General features: G+C 70.1%; 21 protein-coding genes and 1 tRNA gene. 11 read left to right on the forward strand and 11 right to left on the reverse strand.

Annotated features, from left to right (window positions below; translation table 11 throughout):
- Positions 1-65 precede the first annotated feature (65 nt).
- Positions 66-1,088, reverse strand: coding sequence for a methylmalonyl Co-A mutase-associated GTPase MeaB (gene meaB / locus QH948_RS01710; protein WP_281145243.1), 1,023 nt, complete (start codon positions 1,086-1,088; stop codon positions 66-68).
- A 154-nt stretch (positions 1,089-1,242) separates the two neighbouring features.
- On the opposite strand from meaB, the gene QH948_RS14125 reads away from it, so the two are divergent.
- Positions 1,243-1,620 carry a nicotinate-nucleotide--dimethylbenzimidazole phosphoribosyltransferase gene (locus QH948_RS14125; RefSeq protein WP_369076710.1) on the forward strand — a complete coding sequence of 126 codons (378 nt, stop codon included), beginning with the start codon at positions 1,243-1,245 and terminating at the stop codon, positions 1,618-1,620.
- Here QH948_RS14125 and scpA read toward each other — a convergent pair.
- From scpA to QH948_RS01730, 4 genes are all read right to left on the reverse strand, one after another.
- Complete coding sequence (scpA, locus tag QH948_RS01715) at positions 1,545-3,725, reverse strand: methylmalonyl-CoA mutase (protein WP_281145244.1); 2,181 nt, start codon at positions 3,723-3,725, stop codon at positions 1,545-1,547. The genes QH948_RS14125 and scpA overlap by 76 nt on opposite strands.
- 5 nt (positions 3,726-3,730) lie before the next feature.
- Positions 3,731-5,602: a methylmalonyl-CoA mutase small subunit gene (gene mutA, locus QH948_RS01720; protein WP_281145245.1), complete on the reverse strand. Its 1,872-nt coding sequence runs from the start codon at positions 5,600-5,602 to the stop codon at positions 3,731-3,733.
- Positions 5,603-5,804: 202 nt separating this feature from the next.
- Positions 5,805-6,680: a dihydropteroate synthase gene (gene folP / locus QH948_RS01725; protein ID WP_281145246.1), complete on the reverse strand. Its 876-nt coding sequence runs from the start codon at positions 6,678-6,680 to the stop codon at positions 5,805-5,807.
- Positions 6,677-7,105 (reverse strand): hypothetical protein, encoded by a 429-nt coding sequence (locus tag QH948_RS01730; RefSeq protein WP_281145247.1) that lies wholly within the window; start codon positions 7,103-7,105, stop codon positions 6,677-6,679. Before QH948_RS01730 ends, folP begins: the two co-directional genes overlap by 4 nt.
- Before the next feature lie 104 nt (positions 7,106-7,209).
- On the opposite strand from QH948_RS01730, the gene QH948_RS01735 reads away from it, so the two are divergent.
- Positions 7,210-8,637, forward strand: coding sequence for a xylulokinase (locus QH948_RS01735; RefSeq protein ID WP_281145248.1), 1,428 nt, complete (start codon positions 7,210-7,212; stop codon positions 8,635-8,637).
- A gap of 173 nt (positions 8,638-8,810) precedes the next feature.
- On the opposite strand, the gene QH948_RS01740 is transcribed toward QH948_RS01735, so the two are convergent.
- Both QH948_RS01740 and QH948_RS01745 read right to left on the reverse strand, forming a co-directional pair.
- On the reverse strand, positions 8,811-9,413 hold the full coding sequence (locus QH948_RS01740; RefSeq protein WP_281145249.1) for a histidine phosphatase family protein: 603 nt from the start codon (positions 9,411-9,413) through the stop codon (positions 8,811-8,813).
- Positions 9,414-9,446: 33 nt separating this feature from the next.
- On the reverse strand, positions 9,447-11,375 hold the full coding sequence (locus QH948_RS01745; protein ID WP_281145250.1) for a glycosyltransferase: 1,929 nt from the start codon (positions 11,373-11,375) through the stop codon (positions 9,447-9,449).
- 389 nt (positions 11,376-11,764) lie between these two features.
- Between QH948_RS01745 and QH948_RS01750 the strand changes: the two genes are divergently transcribed.
- Positions 11,765-11,847: transfer RNA gene (locus QH948_RS01750), tRNA-Leu, on the forward strand.
- Positions 11,848-12,050: 203 nt separating this feature from the next.
- Positions 12,051-12,284, forward strand: coding sequence for a ribbon-helix-helix protein (locus QH948_RS01755; RefSeq protein ID WP_281145251.1), 234 nt, complete (start codon positions 12,051-12,053; stop codon positions 12,282-12,284).
- Between the two features lie 84 nt (positions 12,285-12,368).
- Here QH948_RS01755 and QH948_RS01760 read toward each other — a convergent pair whose 3' ends face one another.
- Together QH948_RS01760 and QH948_RS01765 are read right to left on the reverse strand one after the other, a co-directional pair.
- A complete protein-coding gene (locus QH948_RS01760) occupies positions 12,369-12,668 on the reverse strand; it encodes a hypothetical protein (RefSeq protein WP_281145252.1) in 300 nt (99 codons plus the stop codon).
- Between the two features lie 11 nt (positions 12,669-12,679).
- Entirely contained in the window at positions 12,680-13,516 is an 837-nt protein-coding gene (locus tag QH948_RS01765; protein WP_281145253.1) for a cytochrome b5 domain-containing protein, read from the reverse strand.
- Positions 13,517-13,813: 297 nt separating this feature from the next.
- Between QH948_RS01765 and QH948_RS01770 the strand changes: the two genes are divergently transcribed.
- From QH948_RS01770 to QH948_RS01780, 3 genes are all read left to right on the forward strand, one after another.
- On the forward strand, positions 13,814-14,203 hold the full coding sequence (locus tag QH948_RS01770; protein ID WP_281145254.1) for a phage holin family protein: 390 nt from the start codon (positions 13,814-13,816) through the stop codon (positions 14,201-14,203).
- Positions 14,204-14,205: 2 nt separating this feature from the next.
- On the forward strand, positions 14,206-14,604 hold the full coding sequence (locus QH948_RS01775) for an SHOCT domain-containing protein (RefSeq protein ID WP_281145255.1): 399 nt from the start codon (positions 14,206-14,208) through the stop codon (positions 14,602-14,604).
- 72 nt (positions 14,605-14,676) lie between these two features.
- On the forward strand, positions 14,677-15,306 hold the full coding sequence (locus QH948_RS01780; protein WP_281145256.1) for a beta/alpha barrel domain-containing protein: 630 nt from the start codon (positions 14,677-14,679) through the stop codon (positions 15,304-15,306).
- A 7-nt stretch (positions 15,307-15,313) separates the two neighbouring features.
- Here the strand turns inward: QH948_RS01780 and QH948_RS01785 are convergent, their stop codons facing one another.
- Entirely contained in the window at positions 15,314-16,279 is a 966-nt protein-coding gene (locus QH948_RS01785) for a hypothetical protein (protein ID WP_281145257.1), read from the reverse strand.
- A 193-nt stretch (positions 16,280-16,472) separates the two neighbouring features.
- On the opposite strand from QH948_RS01785, the gene QH948_RS01790 reads away from it, so the two are divergent.
- Genes QH948_RS01790 through QH948_RS01800 form a run of 3 tightly spaced genes read left to right on the forward strand, consistent with a single transcriptional unit; the run spans position 16,473 to position 19,847 of the window.
- A complete protein-coding gene (locus QH948_RS01790; protein ID WP_281145258.1) occupies positions 16,473-17,471 on the forward strand; it encodes an SH3 domain-containing protein in 999 nt (332 codons plus the stop codon).
- A gap of 50 nt (positions 17,472-17,521) precedes the next feature.
- Positions 17,522-19,195, forward strand: a complete 1,674-nt coding sequence (pgi, locus tag QH948_RS01795) for a glucose-6-phosphate isomerase (protein ID WP_281145259.1) — start codon at positions 17,522-17,524, stop codon at positions 19,193-19,195.
- A complete protein-coding gene (locus QH948_RS01800; protein WP_281145260.1) occupies positions 19,188-19,847 on the forward strand; it encodes a SanA/YdcF family protein in 660 nt (219 codons plus the stop codon). Before pgi ends, QH948_RS01800 begins: the two co-directional genes overlap by 8 nt.
- A gap of 124 nt (positions 19,848-19,971) precedes the next feature.
- Here the strand turns inward: QH948_RS01800 and QH948_RS01805 are convergent, their stop codons facing one another.
- Complete coding sequence (locus tag QH948_RS01805; RefSeq protein WP_281145261.1) at positions 19,972-21,312, reverse strand: UDP-glucose dehydrogenase family protein; 1,341 nt, start codon at positions 21,310-21,312, stop codon at positions 19,972-19,974.
- 191 nt (positions 21,313-21,503) lie between these two features.
- Between QH948_RS01805 and QH948_RS01810 the strand changes: the two genes are divergently transcribed.
- On the forward strand, positions 21,504-23,093 hold the full coding sequence (locus tag QH948_RS01810; RefSeq protein ID WP_281145262.1) for a xylulokinase: 1,590 nt from the start codon (positions 21,504-21,506) through the stop codon (positions 23,091-23,093).
- Positions 23,094-23,115 lie beyond the last annotated feature (22 nt).

The raw sequence follows: 23,115 nt of genomic DNA on the forward strand, positions 1-23,115 counted from the left end.
GAAGTGTACCGGCTCGTAATCCGGAGGTGGATCCGGCTGAGCCCCGGGTCGGGCGTCGGGGCAGGTCAGTCCGCGCTCCGACGGCCCCAGGGGAAGGTCGTGATCGCGTCCGCGAAGGCGCCCAGGATGACCTGCGCACCCTCGAGCGCGGACAGGGTCTCCGTGTCCAGTTTGGCTTCTACCTCTGCCGCCACCGCCTGCACCTCGGGGGAGGTCCGCAGAGCCTCGGAGAGCTCGTCGCGCACCATGTTCCACAGCCAGTCCCGCTGCTGGGCGTGGCGTCGGGCGGAGAGGTCGCCGTCGGACTCCAGCTCGGCGCGGTGCTTCAGCACCGCCTCCCACACCTCGTCCAGGCCGTCGCCGGTGTAGGAGGAACAGGTGAGCACGGGGGCTCGGCGCTTGTCGTTGTCGCTGGAGATCAGTTTCATGGCGATGGCGAGCTCCCGGGCCGCGACCCGGGCCGCCTGCTCGTTGTCGCCGTCGGCCTTCGTGATGGCGATCACGTCGGCGAGTTCGAGGATCCCGCGCTTGATGCCCTGCAGCTGGTCGCCGGTGCGGGCCACCTGCAACATCAGGAACGTGTCGACCATGCCGGAGACCGCGACCTCCGACTGCCCGACGCCCACCGTCTCGACGAGCACGACGTCGTAGCCCGCAGCCTCCAGGACGAGCATCGACTCGCGCGTGGCGCGCGCGACGCCGCCCAGATGTCCGGCTGACGGGGATGGGCGGACGAAAACGTCGTCGAGGGCGGCCAGGTCGGCCATGCGGGTGCGGTCGCCGAGGATGGAGCCGCCGGTTCGCGAGCTCGACGGGTCGACGGCCAGCACTGCGACGCGGTGGTTGCGTTCCTGCACGAGCTTGACGCCCATGGCGTTGATGAAGGTGGACTTACCGGCGCCGGGGACGCCGGAGATACCGACGCGGAACGCCTTGCCTGTCATCGGCTGGATACGCTGCAGGAGCTGGTGCGCCAGTTCGCGGTGGGCGGGCTTGACCGACTCGACGAGCGTGATCGACTGCGCGATCAGCGCCCGGTTGCCCTGTGTGATGCCCTCAACGAGCTTGTCAACGTCGAACTTGCGCATGACCCCAGACTAGCCCCCACCCTCGGGCGACCCCGTGCCGCGGTGGGTGGGCACCCCGGCGTGTCATGGGCGATCGCCGGGTGGACGTGGCGGATTCTCCCCGAAGGTCATCGTGGGGGCCTGTGCGATTCTGATTGGAGTGCTTCCCGACGTGATGATCACTGACGTGGGCGTGAAGCTCGACTACCCCGACTCCGACCGGGTCCGCGACCGCAAGGTCGCCCCAGGCACTCGCGACCTGCCCGTCGAGCCGGCCATGACCCGCGACCAGTCGCTGGCCGCCATCGAGGTGGGCCTCGACGGCGTCATCGCCTCCGCCGGTCGTCCGCTCGTCGGCCGCGATCCTCTCCGGTATGGCGACCTTCGCCGACGCGGGCATCGAGGCCTGACCTCACGCACAACGACGGCGGGCCGCCCCCGGAAAGGGGCGGCCCGCCGTCTTCTGTCAGGTGCCGGTCAGGCGTCGACGCGCTTCAGGAGGTCCTGGAGCAGCTCGACGGCCGATTCGGGGACGATCGTGCCGGGCGGGTAGATCGCGTCGGCACCGCTGGCGCGGAGCTCGTCGAAGTCCTGCGCGGGGATGACGCCGCCGACGACGATCATCAGATCCTCACGGCCGAGCTTGTCCAGCTCCTTGCGCAGCGCGGGCACCAGGGTGAGGTGACCGGCCGCGAGCGAGGAGACGCCGACCACGTGCACGTCGGACTCGACGGCCTGGCGGGCGACCTCCTCGGGGGTCTGGAACAGCGGGCCGACGTCGACGTCCATGCCGAGGTCGGCGTAGGCGGTCGCGATGACCTTCTGGCCACGGTCGTGACCGTCCTGGCCCATCTTGGCGATCAGAATGCGGGGACGACGCCCCTCCTTCTTCTCGAACTCCTCGACCAGCTTGCGGGCCTCTTCGATGCTCTTCGTGGAGCCGGACTCCTTGTTGTACACACCGGAGATCGTACGGATCTGCGCCGTGTAGCGCCCGAAGACCTTCTCAAGAGCGTCGGAGATCTCGCCGACGGTCGCCTTCGCGCGGGCCGCCTTGATGGACATGGCGAGCAGGTTGCGCTCCGGGTCGGTCGGGTCGGGGTTCTCCGCGGCCCAGGTCAGGTGCGCCAGGGCGGCCTGCGTGGCCTCCTCGTCGCGCTCGGCGCGCAGGCGCTGCAGCTTGGCGATCTGCTGCTCGCGCACGGAGCGGTTGTCGACCTTCAGGACCTCGAGCTGATCCTCGTTGTCCAGGCGGTACTTGTTGACGCCGATCACGGGCTGACGGCCGGAGTCGATGCGCGCCTGAGTGCGGGCGGCCGCCTCCTCGATGCGCATCTTCGGGATGCCTGCCTCGATGGCCTTCGCCATGCCGCCGGCCTGCTCGACCTCGGTGATGCGCTCCCATGCCTTGCGGGCGAGCTGCTCGGTGAGCTTCTCGACGTAGGCGGAACCGGCCCACGGGTCGACCGTGCGCGTGGTGCCCGACTCCTGCTGCAGGAACAGCTGGGTGTTACGGGCGATGCGGGCGGAGAAGTCCGTCGGCAGCGCGATGGCCTCGTCGAGCGCGTTGGTGTGCAGCGACTGGGTGTGACCCTGGGTCGCGCCCATCGCCTCGACGCAGGTGCGGACCACGTTGTTGTAGACGTCCTGCGCGGTCAGCGACCAGCCGGAGGTCTGCGAGTGGGTACGCAGCGACATCGACTTCGGGTTCTTCGGTCCGAACTCACGCACGAGGCGCGCCCACAGCATGCGCGCGGCGCGCATCTTGGCGACCTCCATGAAGAAGTTCATGCCGATGGCCCAGAAGAAGGACAGGCGCGGGGCGAACGCGTCGACGTTCAGGCCGACCGACTCGCCTGCGCGGATGTACTCGACACCGTCGGCCAGGGTGTAGGCCATCTCGATGTCGGCCGTCGCGCCGGCCTCCTGCATGTGGTAGCCGGAGATCGAGATCGAGTTGAACCGGGGCATGTTCGCGCTGGTGTAGGCGAAGATGTCCGCGATGATCCGCATCGACGGCTGCGGTGGGTAGATGTAGGTGTTGCGGACCATGAACTCCTTCAGAATGTCATTCTGAATGGTTCCGGCCAGCTGCTCAGGCTTGACGCCCTGCTCCTCCGCCGCGACGACGTAGAGGGCGAGCACTGGGAGCACCGCGCCGTTCATCGTCATCGAGACGGACATCTGGTCGAGCGGGATGCCGTCGAACAGCTGACGCATGTCGAGGATCGAGTCGACAGCCACGCCAGCCATGCCGACGTCGCCGGCCACGCGCGGGTGGTCCGAGTCGTAGCCACGGTGCGTCGCGAGGTCGAACGCGATAGACAGGCCCTTCTGGCCGGCCGCGAGGTTGCGGCGGTAGAAGGCGTTCGACTCCTCGGCGGTGGAGAAGCCCGCGTACTGACGGATCGTCCACGGCTGGTTGACGTACATGGTGGCGTAGGGGCCACGCAGGAACGGCGGGATGCCGGGGGCGGTCTTCAGGAAGTCCAGCCCGGCGAGGTCCTGGCCGGTGTACAGCGGCGGAACCAGGATGTGCTCCGGGGTCTGCCAGCCGGCGGTGTGGCCGCTGCCTTCGTTGAGAGCCTCGAACTTGGCCGCCTCATCGGCGGTCGCGGCGCCGTCGAGCGCCACATCGGAGAAACGGGGGAATGTCATCTGTATCAAGCTCCCAACTTGTCCAGAGTGTTGGTCAGCAGATCGACCACGTTCATGCCGTCGAAGACGTTGCCGTCGACTGCGGCATCGCCGCCTTCGCCGAGCTCCTTGACCTGACCGGCCACCAGGACCTCGACCGCGCCGGCGGCGCGCAGCGCCTCGGCGACCGCGATGCCCTGGGTCGCGTAGACCTTCGCGCTGGAGCAGAGGACGGCGACGGTGGTGCCGGCCTCCTTCAGCGCCTTGGCGAAGTCCTCCGCGCTGTCGCCCTCGGCGAGCACCGTCTCGATGCCTCCGACGTGGTACAGGTTGGAGGTGAAGCCCTCACGGCCGCCGAAGTCGCGGCGGGCGCCGAGGCAGGCGAGCAGGACCTTCGGGCCCTTGCCGGCCTCGCGGGCCGCGTCGGAGCGGTCGCGCAGCGCCTCGAACACCTCGGAGTCACGCACGGCCTTCAGACCGTTCAGCGCGGGGGCCGCGGGACGCTTGGTGCGCTCGACCGGCTCCTCCTCGTAGTTCGGGAACATCGACACGCCCGTGACGGGGATCTTGCGGGTGGCGAGCAGCTTGGCCCGGTCCGCGTTGAGCGCGTCCAGCTGGGCCGCGACGGTGCCGTCGGCCAGCTTGGCGGCGAAGCCTTCGCCGTCGAGTTGCTGGAACAGCGCCCAGGCCTTCTCGGACAGCTGCTTCGTCATCGACTCGACGAACCAGGCGCCGCCGGCGGGGTCGTTGACCCGGCCGATGTTCGACTCCTCGGCCAGCACGATCTGCGTGTTGCGGGCGATGCGGCGCGACAGGTCGTTGGGGAGGCCCGCGACGGTGTCGAACGGCAGCACGGTCTGGATCTCGGCCTGTCCGACGGAGGCGGCGAAGCAGGAGATCGTGCCGCGCAGCACGTTGACGTACGTGTCGTCGCGGGTGATGTCGCGCAGCGAGGTCACCGCGTGCTGGATGGCGCCCCGCTTGGACTCGGTGACGCCGAGCACCTCGCCGACGCGCGACCACAGGCCGCGCAGGGCGCGGAGCCGTGCGATCGTCAGGAACTGGTCGGTGGTGGCCGACACGCGGAAGATCAAGGAATCGAAGGCCTCGTCGGCGGTCAGGCCTGCGTCGGTCAGCGCACGGACGTACTCGACGCCCACCGCGATGGCGTAGGCGAGCTCGTTGACGTCGCCGGCACCAGCGTTGTTGTAGATGGTCGCGTCGACGACGATCGGGCGGACCTTCGGGTACGGCTTCGCGAGCTCGACGGCCTGCGTCAGCTGTGACAGGTCCGGCGTGGTGCCAGCCAGCGCCGCGGCGCCGATCGGGTCGACGCCGAGGTTGCCGGACACGGAGGCCGCTTCCTTGCCGGAGGCGGCGAACGTGTCGACAAGAGCCTTGGCGGCCTCAAGCTGCTGCGTCGCGCTGGTCAGGTAGACCGGCGCGAGGTCGAGCAGCACACCACCCAGCACCTCGGTCACGTCGCCGACGGCGACGGCGTCGGGGTCGACGCGCAGGAACACTCCGGTGGTGCCGCGCTCCAGGTCGGTCAGAATGGCGCTCTTGGTCTCAGCAGCGTCGGGATCCTCGTACTTCTGCGCAATCTCCCACGCGTCCATCTCGCCGTTGCGCACGGTCGTGCCGCGCACGAACGGAGCGACACCCGGGTAACCCAGGTTGTCGGTGCCGTCTTCTTCGGTGTAGAGGGGCTTGATGGTCAGGCCGTCGACGGTGGAGCTCGTCAGGCGCTGGTACGCCTGCTCGATGCTGAGTTCCTTGCCTTCGGGGCGCTTCCGGTTGAGGACCTTCAGGACCTCCTTCTCCCACTTCTCGGGGGAGGGAGTCTCGAAGTCCGCGGCCAGACTGATGTCAGCCGCGCTCGTAGCTTGATCGCTCATCGCTCTCCGTATTTGGTCTTCTTGGGCTGTTACCCGCGATCCACCCTAGTCCTACGTCCGTTGCACCTCGGCGCGGGGGTGTGCTAGACGATGTGGGCGCAATCGCTTCGGGCCCAGCCTATTGCTGAGCGCGAAGCCACACGCCGGGTGTGCGGTTGTGGCGCATTCGTGCAGCAGGTTGTGAGTGGCTTCGGTCGGGCGTTCAGCGGCCGCGGAGCGCCAGTGCGGGCGGGCGGTCACCGCGGATGCTGGCGACCATGTCCAGCACTCGACGGGTCGCCCGCACGTCGTGGGCTCGGAACACCGTCGCGCCCTGCCAGGCCGCGATCGCCGTGGCCGCCAGGGTGCCCTCGAGGCGCTCGTCGGCGGGCAGGTCGAGGGTCTCGCCGACGAAATCCTTGCGGCTGATGGCCTGCAGCACCGGGTAGCCGAGGTCGACGATCCGGCCTGTCGCGGCGACCAGGGACAGCGAGTGCAGGGTGGTCTTGCCGAAGTCGAGGGTCGGATCGACGAGGATCTGCGACGGGGCAAGCCCTGCGGCCTCCGCCCGGCCGGCGCCCTGGGCGAGGACGCGCAGCACGTCGGCCACGACCCCGTCGTCGTAGGCGACGCCGACAGGGTCGGTGCGGGGCGGGAGGCCACCGGTGTGGGACACGACGTATCCGGCGCCGTCGCGGGCCGCGACGCCGAGCAGTTCGGGGTCGGCGCCCTGCCAGGTGTCGTTGACCAGGTCGATCAGGCCGGAGCAGGCGTCGGCGACCTCGGCGCGCCAGGTGTCCAACGACGTCAGCAGCTTGGGGTGTTCGCGGCGCAGTGCGGTCAGCAGGGGGCGGACGCGGTCGATCTCCACGGCCGCGTCGACCCACTCGCCCTCCTGGCCTGCGCGTACGCCGCCGACGTCGACGATGCTGACCCCTTCGGCGACCATTGCGGCGGCCCGGGCGACGGCACTGTCGACGCTCGCGTGCCGGGCCGGTGCGTAGAAGGAGTCGGGCGTGCGGTTGATGATGCCCATCACGGCGGGGCGGGCCGCGTCGAAACGCTGGCCCCGCAGGATCAGCGGAGCGGGGTCGGTCACGGCTCGATCGTCGGGTCCGCCGGGTGTTGGCCCTGCAGTTCGATGAGGCGGGCGTTGACCTCGGAGAGGACCTCGAGGGTCTCGGCTGTCAGTGCCTTCAGGGCCTTCTTGCGCGCGGTGCCGGTGTTCGCCGTCCAGGCGAGGTCGAGACGGAGCCTCAGCGCGGAGGCCTGGCGACGCCAGCCGGCAGGCTCACGTGCGTCGGGAAAGGAGGCCTCAACCGCGTCGGCGGCGACCTCGATGGCCTTGATCTTCGCGTCGAGCCGCAGCCGTGGGTTCTCCGAGTTCGCCGTCTCTTTGAGCTTGGCGACGGCGCCGTCGATGGCCTGCGAGATCTGAGGGTTGTCTCGGAGCAGGGCCAGGAGCGTCGTCGTGGTGGCGACGATGCCGCCCGCGGTCTTGACGAAGACGGAGAGCTTGCTCATGCATCGAGTGTAGGTGTGCAGTCGTGGAAGGGCGTGGCGCCGTTCGCCGACGGCGTGCAATGCATTAGGATTGCGACACAACAAAAACTCAGTGAGGAGTTCCCATGTCTCTGGTGGCGGGCATCGATTCGTCGACGCAGTCGTGCAAGGTCATCGTCGTCGACCCGGCGACCGGTGCGATCGTGGCCTCGGGCCGCGCGTCGCACCCCGAGGGCACCGAGGTAGCCCCCGCCGCGTGGTGGGAGGCTCTGCAGGAGGCCGCGGGTCAGGTGGACCTGGGGGACGTCGTCGCGGCTGCCGTCGCAGGGCAGCAGCACGGAATGGTGCTGCTCGATGCCGACGGGGAGGTCATCCGCGACGCGCTGCTGTGGAACGACACCCGCTCCGCGCAGGCCGCCGTCGACCTCATCGCGGACTTCGGGGGCGGCGACGCAGGCGCCGGCGCCGCGTGGTGGGCCGAGGCCGTCGGCTCCGTGCCCGTCGCCTCGTACACGGTCACCAAGCTGCGCTGGGTCGCCGACCATGAGCCCGCCAATGCCGCCCGCATCGCCGCGGTCGTGCTTCCGCACGACTGGCTGACGTGGAAGCTGCTCGGCACCGGCCGCATCGAGGACCTTGTCACCGACCGGTCCGACGCGTCGGGCACCGGCTACTTCGACCCCGTCTCCGGCGATTACCGCCGCGACATCCTGGCCGCCGCGCTGCGAATCGACGAGGCTGCCGCCGGACGGATCGTCCTGCCGCGCGTCGCCGCGCCCGGCGAGGTCGTCGGCTCAGGGACGCTCGCCGGGCAGTCGGTGCAGCTCGGCGCCGGGATGGGCGACAACGCCGGCTCCGCGCTCGGGATGGGCCTGACCGCGGGCGACGTCGTGGTGTCGATCGGCACCTCCGGCGTCGTGTGCGGCGTCTCCGACACCCCCAGCCGCGACGCCTCGGGGCTCGTCTCCGGGTTCGCCGACGCCACCGGCCGCTTCCTGCCGCTGGTCTGCACGCTCAACGGGGCCCGCGTCCTCGACGCGACCGCGCGCCTGCTCGGCGTCGACCACTCCGCGCTCTCCGACCTGGCCCTGGCCGCGGCTCCCGGCGCGGACGGCCTCGTCTTCGTGCCCTACATGGAGGGGGAGCGGACGCCCAATCTGCCGGACGCGACCGCCTCCATCCACGGCGCCACGCTGACGAGCATGACGCGGGAGAACCTCGCCCGCGCCGCCGTCGAGGGCATCGTGTGCTCGCTCGTCGACGCTCTCGGGTGCCTCACCGATGCGGGCGGCCAGGCCGGGCGGGTGTTGCTGACCGGCGGCGCCGCCGCATCGCCGGCGGTGCAGGCCGCTTCCGCGACGCTGTTCCCGGTCCCCGTCGCGATGCCCGCCGCCGGCGAGTACGTCGCGCTGGGCGCGGCGCGCCAGGCCGCCTGGGCGGCGTCGGGGGAGAAGGAGGCCCCCGTCTGGGCGCTCCCCGTCGAGGAGCTGCCTGTCGCCGAGCATGCGACGGAGGTCGTCGCGGCGTACCGCGCGGTGCGCCCCTGGAGCTGACGTCGGTCAGGCGGGCGAGTAGACGCCAACGAAACTCCCCAGACGCCAACGATATGCACCGACGCCAACGATATTCGCGCGAATACCGTTGGCGTCGGTGCATATCGTTGGCGCCTGGGATGGCGCGACACTGCCCCAGGAAGAAGGTGGCAGGGACCGCCCTTCGCCGAGCGTCAGCGCTCGGGGTGGGTCAGGGCGTGGTCGCCCCAGCGCTCGATGCGCCAGCCGTCCTCGGTGCTGCCGTTCAACACGATCCACTTGGTGTTCTCGAGCGGCATGGCGATCTCGTGGCTGATGGTGGGGTCCTGCGTGAGGGCCCAGACCCGCAGTGCCGCGCCGTGGCTGACGAGCGCGACGTGCTCGTCTCCCGCCTGTTCCATCGCCGCGATCGCGTTGGTGAACCGGGTGATGAACTGGCGGGCGGTCTCGCCGCCGTCCAGGCCGACGTCGAGGTTCGTGGGCGACCACGACATCAGCATGTCGACGTAGGGGCCCCAGTCGGTGTTCATCTCCTCGACGCCGGCCGCGATCTCCTGGATGCCCTCCACGATCACGGCGTCGAGGCCGCGGGCAGCGGCGAGCGGGGCCGCTGTCTGTTGGGCGCGGGTCAGGGTGGAGCAGTAGATCGCGTCGATCCGCTCGTGCGAGATAGCGTCGACGAGCGCCTTCGCCTGCGCGTGCCCGGTCTCGTTGAGGGGCAGGCCGGGGTAGGCCGTGTCGAGCTGGCGGCGTACGTTGGCGTCGGTCTGGCCGTGGCGGATCAGGATCAGGCGCATGTCGTCACCATACCCGCGCCGTCGCGGCGCTTGTCAGGGCAGGTGGGGGACCTGTCCGACCAGGCCGGTCGACGTGACGATGGGTTCGGTCTGGCCCCCGGAGTGGGTGATCGTCGCGCCGTCGTCGTGCACCGTCAGCTGAGTGCGGTGGTTCCGCAGCGCGGACGCGACGCGTGGAAGGTAGCCCGTCAGGTCGAACCAGCGGGTCGCCTTGTCGCGGTCGGTGGTGAGAGCGGCGAAGGGGAGCCCGAGCTCGTCGGCGGCGGCCTTCGCCACGTCGTGCATCCTCACGTGGTCGGGGTGTCCGTAGCCTCCATCGTCGTCGTAGCTGACGACCAGGTCGGCGCCGCAGTGCCTCAGGTAGGCCACCGCGTCGGCGACCTCCTCCGCCTCGTCGGAGCGGCAGAGCGACGCATCGTCGGAGTCGGGGGCGGGGCCCGCGACTCCGGGACGGAGCCAGATCATGCCGGAGTCGAGGTAGCGCCGTGGCTCGTCGGTGGCGCGGGCGGGCGGGATGCCGAGGTAGGCGTGGCCCCGCACGCCGAGCGAGGTCAGCGCGCCGGCCAGCTCGGCCTCGCGGCGGTATTCGAGCGCCGGTGTGCCCGCCAGGTGCGAGAGCGGGCCGGGGACCACCTCGCCGAACTCGCCGCGGGTCGCCGTCAGCACCGAGACGTCGAACCCGGCATCGACCAGGTGGGCGATCAGGGCTCCCGAGGCGAGGGTCTCGTCGTCGGGGTGGGCGTGCAGGAAGGCGATGTGTCTGATCGGACCGGATGCGATCGCGCGCCGGTAGGCGTCGCGGGTGCGCCCGGCGACGTGCGCCCAGGACATCTGTTCCGCCCGCTGACGCCCCGTCGCACCGATCCGGAGGCGCAGCTCGTCGTCGCGGAGGAGGGGGAGCAGCGCGTCGGCCCAGTCCTGCGGATCGTGCGACGGGACCAGGATTCCGGTGTGGGTGTTGCAGATGGCCTCGGTCAGGCCGCCCGCGGCGGCAGCCAGGACCGGGACGCCCGACGAGGATGCCTCGAGCGCGACCAGGCCGAAGGTCTCCGAGTGCGACGGGACCAGCATCACCGAGGAATGCCGCATGAGGCGCGCGAGAGACTCGCGGTCCTGGCCGGGCAGGAAGATCACGCGGTCGTCGAGCGCGAGGTCGGTGACGAGACGGTGAATCTCCGCCTCGTAGTCGGCGAAATCGGCGGACACCTCGCCGACGACCACGAGGTCGGGGCGCTCCGCCTCTGGGAGTGCGGCCAGCGTGCGGATGGCCAGGTCGGGGGCCTTGAGCGGCTGGAGGCGCGCCGCGTAGAGCAGGTATCCCGGGCGCACGGACGGGGCCGGCGTCCATGCTTCGTCCGGGGCGGCGGGGCGGAAGAGGTCCGTGTCGACGCCCGGCCAGACGACGCTCACGCGCGCCGGGTCCGCCTGACAGCGGCCGATGACCACCGCGGCCTCGTAGCGTGACACGGCGATGATCAGGTCGGACTGCGTCGCGCAGGTGACCTCGCCGGTGAGGCGGGCGGGCGACTCCGGAGGCTCCCCGTCGCGCAGCGGGGAGTTGGGGTGCGCCGCGACCGAGTGGAACGTCATGACGTGCGGGATGCCTGCCGCTCGCGCGAGCGGCAGCGCCGCGACGCCGGACATCCAGTGGTGCGAGTGCACGACGTCGAACGCGTCGAGCGAGCCGAGGTTGTCGCGGAACTCGTCGATGTACTGGTCGATCTCGCTCTTGGGTAGCGGCCGCGCCGGGCCTGCGTCGATGTGGTGCACGACCAGCCCGTCGTCGAGCGTCGCCGTGTCGGGCTGCTCGGGACGCGACCGCCGCGTGAAGAACTCGACGTCGTCGCCTCCCGCCTGCAGTGCCCGCGCGAGCGCGCGGATCAGCACGTTCATGCCGCCGGCGTCGGCGGTACCCGGCCGTTCGGCCGGCGAGGTGTGCAACGAGATGAAGGCGACGCGCATGAGGGAGAAACTACCGTCCCGCCAGGAGCGGGGCCATGTCCCGCGGCGTGCAGTCCTCCTCAGCACGTCGCCTTGCTCCTTCTGTCGGCCTCGCAGGCGCTGCCGGTCTCGCGCTGGCTACTGCTTCCGGCCGCGCGCTTGTTCCATCTTCCGGTGTGCGGTGGCTTCCGTCTGGCCCCGGCAACTGCCGGCCCCGTGCACAAAAGTGGCCAGAGCCGAGGCGCGCGGCTATACGGCGCGTGCTGGTGGCCAGACCACAGTTGTGCGCGGTCCGGGGCCGACGACTGTGGAGCGAGGAGAGGGTATGGGGTGCCGACGCAGAGAGTTGCGCGTTTTGTCACGGCAGGTGAGTCGATGCTAGTGTTTCACCTCGGGTCGCAAGGCCCGATGCGCGCGTGGCGGAATGGCAGACGCGCTGGCTTCAGGTGCCAGTGTCCCTTGGGACGTGGAGGTTCAACTCCTCTCGCGCGCACAATGCAAAAACCCTCGGCCCTCTGGGCCGAGGGTTTCTTCGTTCCTTCTCGCCCACGCTTCCTCCCGACGTGAAACGCGTTCCAAGTCTCATCTTGGTTTGTCCCGCATCGAGCTCGCTCACCGCGCCACCGCGGATTCGGCCTGCGGGCGAGGACCCGCAGTGCGTCGGCTGTGGGTCCGCGCTCTCGGCGTACTCCTGGTATGACTACGACCATCAAGGTCAGCGATGAACTTCGAGACCGGCTCAAGGCTCAGGCGGCGCGAGGCGGGCTCACGCTTGGAGCGCACCTGGCGCACCTCGCGGACGCCGAGGATCGACGCCTGCGGCTGCAGGCCCTGAAGTCAGCGATCCGTGCTTCCAGCCATTCGGACGTGGAGTCACACGCGGCCGAGACCGCAGACTGGGAGCGCGCAGAACTGTCCCACGAACCGTGACCGGACTGAAACTGGTGCCCGGGTCCGTCGCGTGGGCCGTTCCCGAGCCGATCGGAGGCAGCGAGAGCAGGGAGGCGGCTGGCCTCACGCAGTAGGGCCGGCGGCGGGCGTGGAGCCTGTCAGGGTCGCTCGTTGTCTGCGGCCTCTGGGGGGCGGAGGGCTCTCGCCGTTGGCAACCGCCTCGATCCAGTCCATCTCGGCATCGGACAGGTAGAACCCGGTCGGGCCCTCGTCCTTCTCCACCCACCAGCCGTCGGTGGCGACGCCTCCGCCGAGCCGGGAGATCTCCTCCACCAGACCGGCCGGTAGGGCATCACCGTTGTTGCCGATCAGGTACTGGCGCGACTGGGGACGTAGCTTCGGCCACCACTCTTCGATGCACATCAGACCTCCGCTCAGCCGACCAGGGGGCCGAGGAGGAACGACTCCAGCTCGTCTGCCGGACGGGAGTCACCACTGTGCTGGCCCTCGAAGGCGGACGTGCCGTTGGTCCCGCACAGTGCGACGATGTGGCTCGCGCCGCCTGGGTGCTGGCTGATCCAGTCCGTCAGGTCGTAGACGTTGCCCTCGATCGCGGCCCAGCAGCTGTCCATCGTGTTGTGGGCCTCGACGTCGGCCATGGTGTAGCCGCTCGCCGAACTGGTGGTCTCGGCCGGTTCGGGGGAGGTCACCGTCGGTTCGGCGCTGGTCTCGGTGGGCTCTGCGGAGGCGGTCTCGGACGAGGCCGTTTCGGTCGCCTCGGTCGTGCTCACCGTGGCCGACGGTGTGGGCTCGGCCGAGGCGGACGGAGAGGCGTCGATCGCGCCCGACCACGCCGCGGACGCCCCCGAGTGCCCCGCGATCACCGTCAGCGCGACGACCACCGCGGAGACGACGGCGACGGCCCAGCCGACGACGTCCTTCGCCCGCGTCGACTCGCCCGAGCGCACCCAGATCAGCCACGCGCCACCGACGAGCAGCAGCGCGACCGCGCCGATCACCAGGTTCGTGCCCGCGGACGCGTGGGCGTTGGGGCGGCCGACGTGCTCGGCGAACGCGTTGCCTGAGACCACGGCCAGGACGGCGCCCGCGGTACCGAAGGCCAGGATCGCCAGGACGGCCATCGCGAAGCGAGGCCGCCATGACCTGATCGCGGCCAGGATGATGAGCCCCGCCGCCGCCAGGGGCAGCAGCACGACGGGCAGGTGGACAATCAGCGGATGGGCCGGGAGCCCGGCGATCACGTCGAACACGCGGCCAGTCTACGGGCCGACCGCCCCCGCCTCCCGTGGTTGCCCGATCCTCGCAGCCGCCCGACGGGTCGTCCCCCGGGCCGGTCGTCCCCGCGCCCTATTGCGCGCGAAACCCCTGAGAGCCTCGGAGGGGGATGGGCCGGCGAGCGCCAGGAATCTCAGGCGACTCTCAACCATACTCTCTGGTCCCATAAACGGCCGCGCTGCTAGTCTGACGACAAGATATCGACGCCTGCGGATCGGGTCGAGGCATTCGCCCGCTCCCCGGATTTCGAGCCAATGAAAGGAAGGTCGGAAATGACTCGTTTCCTCATCCGCGCACTCGTGTGGATCCTCAGTTCGCTCCTCGGCCTGCTCGCCGCGAAGCTCCTGCTGCCGGGGTTCCATCTCTCGACGGGTGGGCTGATCCTCGCCGTCATCGTCTTCGCGATCCTGCAGAGCCTGCTTGCCCCGCTCGTCGTCCGCTTGACGAGGAAGTATGCCAGCGCCCTGATCGGCGGCGTCGGCCTGGTCACGACCTTCATCTCGCTGCTCATCACCAGCCTCCTGCCCGGCGGCCTCAGCATCGACGGGTTCGGCACGTGGGCTCTCGGCACCTTCATCGTCTGGATTGTCACGGCTCTCGCCACCTGGCTGCTCCCCGGGATCATGCTCAGGGAAAAGAAGCCCGAGGGGACGAAGGGCTGAAAATGCCCGATTTCTGGTCGGCGATCTGGAATGCGATCTGGTGGTTCCTGCTCGCGTTCGTATTCATCGCCTACCTGATGGCGCTTTTCGCGATCATCACCGACCTCGTCCGGGATCGCAGCCTCAAGGGAATCTTCAAGGCCCTGTGGCTGATCCTCCTGGTCTTCCTGCCATTCCTCACCGCGCTGATCTACCTCATCGCCCGGAGCCCCGGCATGGCCGAGCGCACCGCAGAGCGGGCACACGAGACCAGGCGCGAGACCGACGACTACATCCGCCAGGTGACCGGCACGACGGTCGCCGGGGAGATCTCCGAGGCGAAGCAGCTGCTCGACTCGGGCGTCATCACCCCCGACGAGTTCGAGATCCTGAAGGCGTCCGCCCTCAGGCGCGCCTCGTAACCCGTCGTCGAGTGCCCCGGCCTGCCAGGCCGGGGCACTGCCGCGTCTGGGAGATCCGGCAAGATGGACTCCATGAACCTGCCGCCCCGACGCCCGCTGATCCCCTGCCTGCCGGACGCGCTGCTCGACGACCACATGGCGGTGGTGGAGGTCCTGATCCAGGAGGGCTTTCATTCGTTCGGGGTGCCGATCGGCTCGGATGCCCTTGCCGACCTCGTCCGGGTCTTCGGGGCGAGGGCGACGTTCTGGGCGACGAGGATCGCCACCGCGGACGACGTACGCCACGCCGTCGAGGCGGGGATCACCCGGCTGCTCGCTGACGACGCGCCGGGCGAGCTGGTGGACGAGGCGACCCGCGTCGGCGCTGAGATCTGGGCGTCGGCGATGACGGCCACGGAGATCCGCGCTGTTCTGCGGCTGCCGGTGGCCGGCGCGGTGCTCTGGCCGGCTGACGTGGTCGGCCACTCGCTCGCCTCCCGCCTGGCCGAGGTCGGCCTCGCTACCGCGGTGATACCGATGGGCGGGGTCGGGGCGTACGCCGCGGGGGAGTGGCTGGCCGCCGGAGCGCCGGCGGTGTGCGTTGACTCGGCCCTGCTGGGCGACGCCTACCAGGGCGGGTCACTGTCCAAACTGCGTGAGCGCTGTGGCGCGTTCGTCGCCGTGCAGGCGCGGCATGCCGAGGCCGACGCGGCCGCCTCCTGACGCGGCCTCAGACGCCTCGTCGACCCGCGGTAGGCGGCTGAGGAGCGTCCCCGTCGGCTGGGAGCCCGCGGGACGGACGCGGCGGCTCCTGAGCGACGGCGGACCTCACCCCTGGCGCAGTGGCCGCCTCGCCGGGGCTCTGGGCGGAGGGGGCAGATTCCGAGTCGAGGAGGCCGAGGGACTCCTCGTCGTCATCGAGGAAGCTGCCGGTCTCCAGGTCCTCGTCGGCCCGCGCCCTGCGATCCCGGTAGATCAGGAAGGCGGTCGACGCCGCGGCGATTCCGCCGAGCCCGACGAGCGCCCCGATGAACCACGTCCACACGCCGAGGCCAGGTCTGTCCGAGCTGCTGGTGGGCTCCACGGCGGGCGTGGCGATGGCCGCGACGCTCTGCCCGGCGTCCGTCTCCTCGGGCGGCGCGACGTCCGCCTCCTCGGACTCCACCTCGTCAGCTGACGGGGACGCGGTGCTGATCTCGGTGTGCTTGACCGTCAGCGACACGCTCGTGGTCGCCTCGGTGGGGGTCTCTGAGATCAGCGTCAGCGTGAGCGAGCCGTCGCCCTGGTCCTCCGGCACCGCATACATCGTGGTGAACCGGCCGTCCGCATCGGTCACCGTGAAGGAGTCGGCTACGTCACCGTTGGCGTCACTCACGTTGATCCCGCAGTTCGGGACTGCCGCTCCGTCCTGCGTCAGGGTGCCGGAGATGGGGACCACCTCCCCGTTCCCGGCCTTCCCAGGACCGCTCGCGGTCAGGGTGGGCGGGACGGCCTCGGGAGTCGGCTCCTCCGATGCCTCGACCGTGGGGGTGGCGTCGGAGGCCGTGGGGGTCGGGCTGACGGTCACGTCGTCGGCAGGCAGGCCGATGGCGACCGGAGCGGCGTACATGCCGTCGCCGGTGGCCGTCGCGGGGACCATGGGAAGGAGGAACAGGGATGCCAGGCAGGTGACCGAGGCCCATCTCGTCGCGTGCATCCGGTATCTCGTTCTCCCGTGGTTGTGAGCAATTCGGCTGAAAGGCTAGCTGATCGCGCGACGGCACCCGTCGCCAGCGTCGTTTTTCCTCGCAGTGAATCGCGTGGCGGGAAGAGTCTGGTGGTGAGGGGTTGGGGAGACGGGTGTTTTCGCCTATCCTGAGGAAACTTAAGAAACTCTCAGGGAGGTGGGCATGACGGGAGCCAGGCGAGCGGCGCTCGACGACGACATCGTCGAGGTGTCGACGGCCGAGCATGCCATCGCCCCGCGGAGGGGCTCTGGGCGCGTCGCCGGCCCATCGCTCAGGCTCGTGCTGGCGCCCCTGGCCGTCGCGACGGTGACTGCGCTGGTCGGCGGGCTCATGACCCTTCCCGCCGACGGCGAGACAGTCGATCGGACAGACCCGGTGCGGGTCGCCGCCTTCTCCGGGCCGCTCGGCACCTCTCGTTCCCTGCCCCGCACCGCGCTCGAGAGCTCCAGCCCCTCGCCCAGCCCCCTGCCCGCCGCCGCCGAGGCCGCGCAGAAGAGCAGCGCGTCGACCGAATCCTCCGCCACGACGGAGAAGCCCAAGGAGAAGAAGACCAAGGAGAAGGCGCCCGACTACGACGAGTTGGCCGACACGGCCCGCACCCTCTACGCCGAGACCGCCGTCAACGTGCGCACCGGGCCCGGCACGGACTACGACTCCGTCGGGACCCTCGGTGCGGGCGAGGACGTGAAGAGCACTGAGTGGAAGGTCGACGGCTGGCGCCAGGTGAAGTTCGACGGCGAGTCCGGGTGGATCAAGGCCAGCTACCTCACGGCGGACGAGCCGACGGAGTCAGGCTTCTCCACCGCGACCTGCTCCAAGGCGAACGGCCTCGAGGCCAACCTGACGACGGCCGCGGACGGTGTGCTGCGCGCCGTCTGCGCACGGTTCCCTGCCGTCACGAGCTTCGGTGGGTACCGGGCGGGCGACTCCGGCTACCACGGCTCCGGGCAGGCGATCGACGCGATGATCAGCGGGTCGGCCGGGTGGGAGCTCGCGGAGTGGGCCAGGGACAACGCCGGCGAGCTCGGCATCGTCGAGGTCATCTACCAGCAGAAGATCTGGACAACCCAACGCGCCGCCGACGGTTGGCGGTCGATGTCGGACCGGGGCAGCACGTCCGCTAACCACTACGACCACGTGCACATCAGCATCGGCTCCTGATGCCGCACCCGTCGTAGGAAGCGCCCGGGGCGAAATACTAGGCTGGCCCCATGACTACTCCGGTTGACGCCACCACCACCGAGGCGTGGGAAGACCTGCGCACGCTGAAGGACGCCCTCGTCCCCGACCTGCGCGCATGGTTCACCGCCGACCCGTCCCGGGCCGAGAAGTTCACCTTCGACCTTGCCGACCTGCACATCGATCTCTCGAAGAACCTCATCGACACAGATGTCGTCCAGGCGCTCCTGCGCCTCGCCGATCAGGTCGAGCTCCCCGCCCGACGTGAGGCAATGTTCAGCGGCGAGCGCATCAACGTCACCGAGGACCGCTCGGTGCTGCACACCGCGCTGCGGCTGCCCGCCGACGCTGAGCTCGTCGTCGACGGCCGAAACGTCGTCACCGACGTCCACGAGGTGCTCGACAAGATGTTCGCCTTCGCGGACAGGGTCCGCTCCGGCGAGTGGAAGGGCGTCTCGGGCAAGCGCATCGAGACCGTCGTCAACATCGGCATCGGCGGCTCCGACCTCGGCCCCGTGATGGTCTACGAGGCGCTGCTCCCGTACAAGCAGCAGGGACTGACCTGCCGCTTCATCTCCAACATCGACCCCGCCGACTGCGCCGAGACCCTCGCGGACCTCGACCCCAGCACCACGCTGTTCATCGTCGCGTCCAAGACCTTCACCACGCTCGAGACGCTGACCAACGCCCGGATGGCCCGCGACTGGCTACTGCGCGCACTCGCCGCCGACGGCGAGATCGCAGACACCGACGAGGCCCGCCGCGGCGCGATCGCCAAGCACTTCGTCGCCGTCTCCACAGCCCTGGACAAGGTCGCCGAGTTCGGCATCGACCCCGTCAACGCGTTCGGCTTCTGGAACTGGGTCGGCGGCCGCTACTCCGTCGACTCCGCCGTCGGCCTGTCCGTGGCCATCGCGATCGGCCCGGACGGCTTCCGCGACTTCCTCGGCGGCTTCCACGCCGTCGACGAGCATTTCCGGACCACGCCCGCCGAGCGCAACGTTCCGCTGCTGATGGGTCTGCTGAACGTCTGGTACGTCAACTTCTTCGACGCGCACAGCCACGCGGTGCTGCCCTACGCCCAGTACCTGCACCGCTTCCCGGCCTACCTGCAGCAGCTGACCATGGAGTCCAACGGCAAGTCCGTGCGCGCCGACGGTACGCCCGTCACGAGCCAGACCGGCGAGATCTTCTGGGGCGAGCCCGGCACCAACGGCCAGCACGCGTTCTACCAGCTGATCCACCAGGGCACGCGCCTCATCCCGGCCGACTTCATCGCCGTCGCGAACCCCGCGCACCCGGTCAAGGACGGGGAAACCGACGTGCACGGCCTGTTCCTGGCGAACTTCTTCGCGCAGACAGCCGCGCTGGCGTTCGGCAAGACGGCCGACGAGGTCCGTGCCGAGGGCACGCCCGAGGCGATCGTCCCCGCGCGTGTTTTCAAGGGCAACCGCCCCACCACGTCGATCATGGCCGCCGAACTGACCCCGTCGGTCGTCGGGCAGCTGATCGCGCTGTACGAGCACATCACGTTCGTGCAGGGCATCGTGTGGGGCATCGACTCCTTCGACCAGTGGGGCGTCGAGCTGGGCAAGAAGCTCGCGCTCGAGATCGCCCCTGCCGTGTTCGGTGACGCCGAGGCCCTGTCCCGGCAGGACCCGTCGACGCGCTCGCTGGTGAGCTGGTACCTGGAGACGCGTGCCTGATCGCCGACTGCTGACCGCCGCCGGGACGCTCGCCCTGCTGGGCGCGCTCCCGGTGGCGGCCAGCGCCGCGCGTGTCCGGTGGCTGTCCGCCGGTCGCACGCACCTGCCTCAGGACGTCCCGCACCGAGGCGTCGGCATGGTGCTGGGTGCCCGCGCCTACCCGACGTTCCCGTCGACCTTTCTCGCCGCCCGGCTCGACGTCGCCGTCGAGCTGTACGCCCGCGGCAAGATCAACGCCGTCCTCGTCACGGGCGACGGTCTGCCCCGCTCCTTCGACGAGCCGAAGGTCATGAAGGACTACCTCGTCGCGCACGGGGTGCCCGCCACCGCGGTCTTCGAGGACGGCGCCGGGTTCGACACCTACGACTCGTGCATCCGGGCCCGCGACACGTTCGGGCTGACGGAGCTGACCGTCATCTCGCAGGACTACCACCTGCCGCGCATCATCGCGATCTGCCGCGAGCTCGACATCGACGCGGTCGGCGTGCCCGACCGCACCATCCGCCGTCGCCGCGGCCCGAAGTGGGTCCGCGGCCTGCTGCGCGAGCAGCTCGCCAACCTCAAGATGGAGTGGGACCTGTTCACCCGCCGTCGGCCCCAGCGCGACGACCCCCTCGACCCGACGCTGCGCGACCACTCCCTCCGCGGCTAGCCATCCGTCCGCCCGCCGCGATGAGCACGACACACTTGTCGTCGCGCTCAAAGGCAATGTGACCGTTCAGATCGCCGACGAGCAGGAGGATGTGCTCATCGCGGCCCGAGCGGTTACGGCCGGGTCACCAGACAGAGACGCCGCGCCCCATGCCGAAGTAGCGCCACCCGGCGTCGTGCCAGCGACGCGGATCCAGCACGTTGCGACCGTCGATGATGACCGGCTGGTTGACGAGGCCGCGGATCGACTCCGGGTCGAGCTCCACGAACTCCTTCCACGGGGTCAGCACCATCACCGCGTCGGCGCCGGCGACGGCCTGCTCGACGGTGGCGGGGGTCTCGAACTCCGGCCGGCGCTCGTTCAGCCTTGGCGCGGCGGCCGGGTCGACGATCGCCAGCCGGGCCCCGCGGTCCCACAGCCGGTTGGCTATGTCGAGGGCGGGGGAGTCGCGCAGGTCGTCGGTGTCCGGCTTGAACGTGATCCCGAGCACCGCGATCCGCCTGCCCCCCAGCCCGCCGATGGCCTCCTCGGCCAGGGCGACGGCGCGGTCGCGGCGACGCAGGTTGATGGCGTCGACCTCGCGGAGGAAGGTCAGCGCCTCGTCGACGCCCAGCTCCCCGGCGCGCGCCATGAACGCCCGGATGTCCTTCGGCAGGCAGCCGCCGCCGAAGCCGATGCCGGCCTGCAGGAACTTTGACCCGATCCGGTCGTCGTAGCCAATGGCCTCAGCCAGCCGCGTGACGTCGCCGCCCGTCGCGTCGCACAGCTCGGCCATGGCGTTGATGAAGGAGATCTTGGTCGCCAGGAACGAGTTCGCCGCGACTTTCACCAGCTCGGCGGTCGGGTAGTTCGACACCACCAGAGGCGAGCCCTCGGCGAGGAGCTTCGCGTAGCACTCGTCGAGCAGCAGTTTCGCCTGCTCGCCGCGGGCGACGTCGTCGCTCAGTCCGTAGACGATGCGGTCGGGATGCAGCGTGTCCTTGACCGCGTAGCCCTCCCGGAGGAACTCCGGATTCCAGGCCAGCAGGAACGGCTTGCCCGACGCGTCGAGCCGGTCTGCGAGCCGCTGCGCGGTGCCGACGGGCACCGTCGACTTGCCCGCGACAAGCACCGGGGCCCCGTCCTCGCGGACGGCGGTGTGCTCGATGATCGTGGCGATCGCCTGGTCGACGTACGACATGTCCGCGCCGAGACGCCCCTGCTGCTGCGGCGTCCCGACGCCGATGAAGTGGATCTGCGCGTCCGCGATCAGCGACGGGTCCGTCGTGAACGTCAGCCGTCCCGACTCGACGCCACGGGCCAGCAGCTCGGGGAACCGTGGCTCGTGGAACGGTGCTACGCCGGCCGCGAGGTCGGCGACCTTCCGCTCATCCACGTCGATTCCGACGACCTCGTGCCCCAGCTCCGCCATGCACGCGGCGTGCACGGCGCCGAGGTAGCCACAGCCGATCACGGAAATACGCATGTCGCCAAGACTAACCAGTCGGCCTCAACTGCGCCCTCGGCGCCCTCGCGGAGGGGGGAGCGGACCGGCGAGGAGGAACGGACCAGCGCCCTTGATGTGAACGGTCCCATCGGGCGCGTTACGCTTAGCCTCGGAGGCACTTGCCTGCCACGGAATCGCCCGACGTGGGGCGACTGACACGGAGGTCACCAGTGGATCAGAAGGCCCAGGACGCGATCACGTCCGGCAACACCGCTCTCGGGATCGAGTTCGGATCGACCCGTATCAAGGCCGTGCTCATCGGCCCCGATCAGCAGCCGCTTGCCACCGGCGGTTTCGAGTGGCGCTCCAAGCTGGAGAACGGCCACTGGACCTATGACCTGGACGCCGTCTGGTCGGGCGTGCAGGCTGCCTACGCCGAACTGGCCGCCGCCGTCCGCGAGGACCACGGGGTCGAGCTGACGACGGTGGGGGCCATGGGGTTCTCCGCCATGATGCACGGCTACCTGGCCTTCGATGCGGCCGGCGAGCTGCTCGTCCCGTTCCGCACGTGGCAGAACACCAGCACGGGCCAGGCCGCGGGCGAACTGACGCAGCTGTTCCAGCACAACATCCCGCAGCGCTGGAGCATCGCGCACCTCTACCAGGCCGTCCTGAATGGTGAGGAGCACGTCGGGCAGGTCGCCCACTTCACCACGCTCGCCGGCTACGTCCACTGGAAGCTCACCGGCGAGAAGGTGCTCGGCGTCGGCGACGCGTCCGGCATGTTCCCGATCGACGTGGCCACCGGCCAGTTCGACACGGGCATGATCGCGCAGTTCGACGAGCTCGTCGCCGGCCGCGGCTACGGCTGGCAGCTCGCCGACCTGCTGCCCGCCGTGCTGCCCGCCGGCACGCAGGCCGGGTCGCTGACGGCCGACGGGGCGAAGCTGCTTGACCCAACCGGCACCCTGCAGCCGGGTATCCCGCTCGCGCCCGCCGAGGGCGACGCCGGCACCGGCATGGTCGCAACCAACTCCGTTGCCCGCCGCACCGCCAACGTGTCGGCCGGCACGTCGATCTTCGCGATGGTCGTCCTCGAGGGGCCGCTGAAGTCGCTGCACGAGGAGATCGACCTCGTCACGACGCCGGCCGGCGACCTCGTCGGTATGGCGCACTGCAACAATGGCACCATCGACCTGAGTGCCTGGGTCTCGCTGTTCGGTGAGGTCGCGGCCGCGCTGGGCGCCACCGTCGACACGAACACGCTGTTCGAGACGCTGTACCGTTCCGCGCTGACCGGCGATGCCGACGGTGGCGGGATGCTGGCCTACAACTTCCTGGCCGGTGAGCACGGCGTCGGGCTGGAGGCCGGGCGGCCGATGTTCGTCCGCAGCCCCGAGAGCACCTTCACGCTGGCGAACTTCATGCGCACGCACCTGTTCGCGTCGCTCGGCGCGCTGCGCGTCGGGATGGACGTCCTGCTGAAGGACGAGGGTGTGCAGCTCGATTCGATGTTCGCGCACGGTGGTCTGTTCAAGACCAAGGGCGTCGCGCAGGGCTTCCTCGCCGCGGCGATGGACACCCCGGTATCCGTCGGTGACCTGGCGGGTGAGGGTGGTGCGTGGGGCATGGCGCTGCTCGCGTCGTTCCTCCGTTCCGGTGGCGGTGACCTGACCGGCTGGCTCGCCGACGAGGTGTTCGCGGGTGCCGAGGTGGAGACCATGGAGCCGGTGCCGGCCGACGTCGCGGGCTTCGACACGTTCATGGAGCGGTTCCGCGCGGGGCTCGCGATCGAGCGCGCCGCCGTCGACAACCTCTGAGCCCGGTTGGGGCAGGCGGCGA

It is taken from the genome of Tessaracoccus lacteus, assembly GCF_029917005.1.
In the GTDB taxonomy this organism is placed as follows: domain Bacteria; phylum Actinomycetota; class Actinomycetes; order Propionibacteriales; family Propionibacteriaceae; genus Arachnia; species Arachnia lactea.

Excerpts from the sequence above, each read along its gene's own strand:
- QH948_RS01785 (WP_281145257.1), bottom strand. The coding sequence starts at position 16,279 with ATGCACGCGACGAGATGGGCCTCGGTCACCTGCCTGGCATCCCTGTTC.
- QH948_RS01735 (WP_281145248.1), top strand. The coding sequence starts at position 7,210 with ATGTCTCTGGTGGCGGGCATCGATTCGTCGACGCAGTCGTGCAAGGTC.
- QH948_RS14125 (WP_369076710.1), top strand. The coding sequence starts at position 1,243 with ATGATCACTGACGTGGGCGTGAAGCTCGACTACCCCGACTCCGACCGG.
- QH948_RS01790 (WP_281145258.1), top strand. The coding sequence starts at position 16,473 with ATGACGGGAGCCAGGCGAGCGGCGCTCGACGACGACATCGTCGAGGTG.
- QH948_RS01775 (WP_281145255.1), top strand. The coding sequence starts at position 14,206 with ATGCCCGATTTCTGGTCGGCGATCTGGAATGCGATCTGGTGGTTCCTG.
- QH948_RS01760 (WP_281145252.1), bottom strand. The coding sequence starts at position 12,668 with ATGTGCATCGAAGAGTGGTGGCCGAAGCTACGTCCCCAGTCGCGCCAG.
- QH948_RS01755 (WP_281145251.1), top strand. The coding sequence starts at position 12,051 with ATGACTACGACCATCAAGGTCAGCGATGAACTTCGAGACCGGCTCAAG.
- QH948_RS01770 (WP_281145254.1), top strand. The coding sequence starts at position 13,814 with ATGACTCGTTTCCTCATCCGCGCACTCGTGTGGATCCTCAGTTCGCTC.
- scpA (WP_281145244.1), bottom strand. The coding sequence starts at position 3,725 with ATGACATTCCCCCGTTTCTCCGATGTGGCGCTCGACGGCGCCGCGACC.
- mutA (WP_281145245.1), bottom strand. The coding sequence starts at position 5,602 with ATGAGCGATCAAGCTACGAGCGCGGCTGACATCAGTCTGGCCGCGGAC.
- pgi (WP_281145259.1), top strand. The coding sequence starts at position 17,522 with ATGACTACTCCGGTTGACGCCACCACCACCGAGGCGTGGGAAGACCTG.
- QH948_RS01780 (WP_281145256.1), top strand. The coding sequence starts at position 14,677 with ATGAACCTGCCGCCCCGACGCCCGCTGATCCCCTGCCTGCCGGACGCG.
- QH948_RS01740 (WP_281145249.1), bottom strand. The coding sequence starts at position 9,413 with ATGCGCCTGATCCTGATCCGCCACGGCCAGACCGACGCCAACGTACGC.
- meaB (WP_281145243.1), bottom strand. The coding sequence starts at position 1,088 with ATGCGCAAGTTCGACGTTGACAAGCTCGTTGAGGGCATCACACAGGGC.
- QH948_RS01730 (WP_281145247.1), bottom strand. The coding sequence starts at position 7,105 with ATGAGCAAGCTCTCCGTCTTCGTCAAGACCGCGGGCGGCATCGTCGCC.
- QH948_RS01745 (WP_281145250.1), bottom strand. The coding sequence starts at position 11,375 with ATGCGCGTCGCCTTCATCTCGTTGCACACCTCGCCGGCCGAACGGCCG.
- QH948_RS01805 (WP_281145261.1), bottom strand. The coding sequence starts at position 21,312 with ATGCGTATTTCCGTGATCGGCTGTGGCTACCTCGGCGCCGTGCACGCC.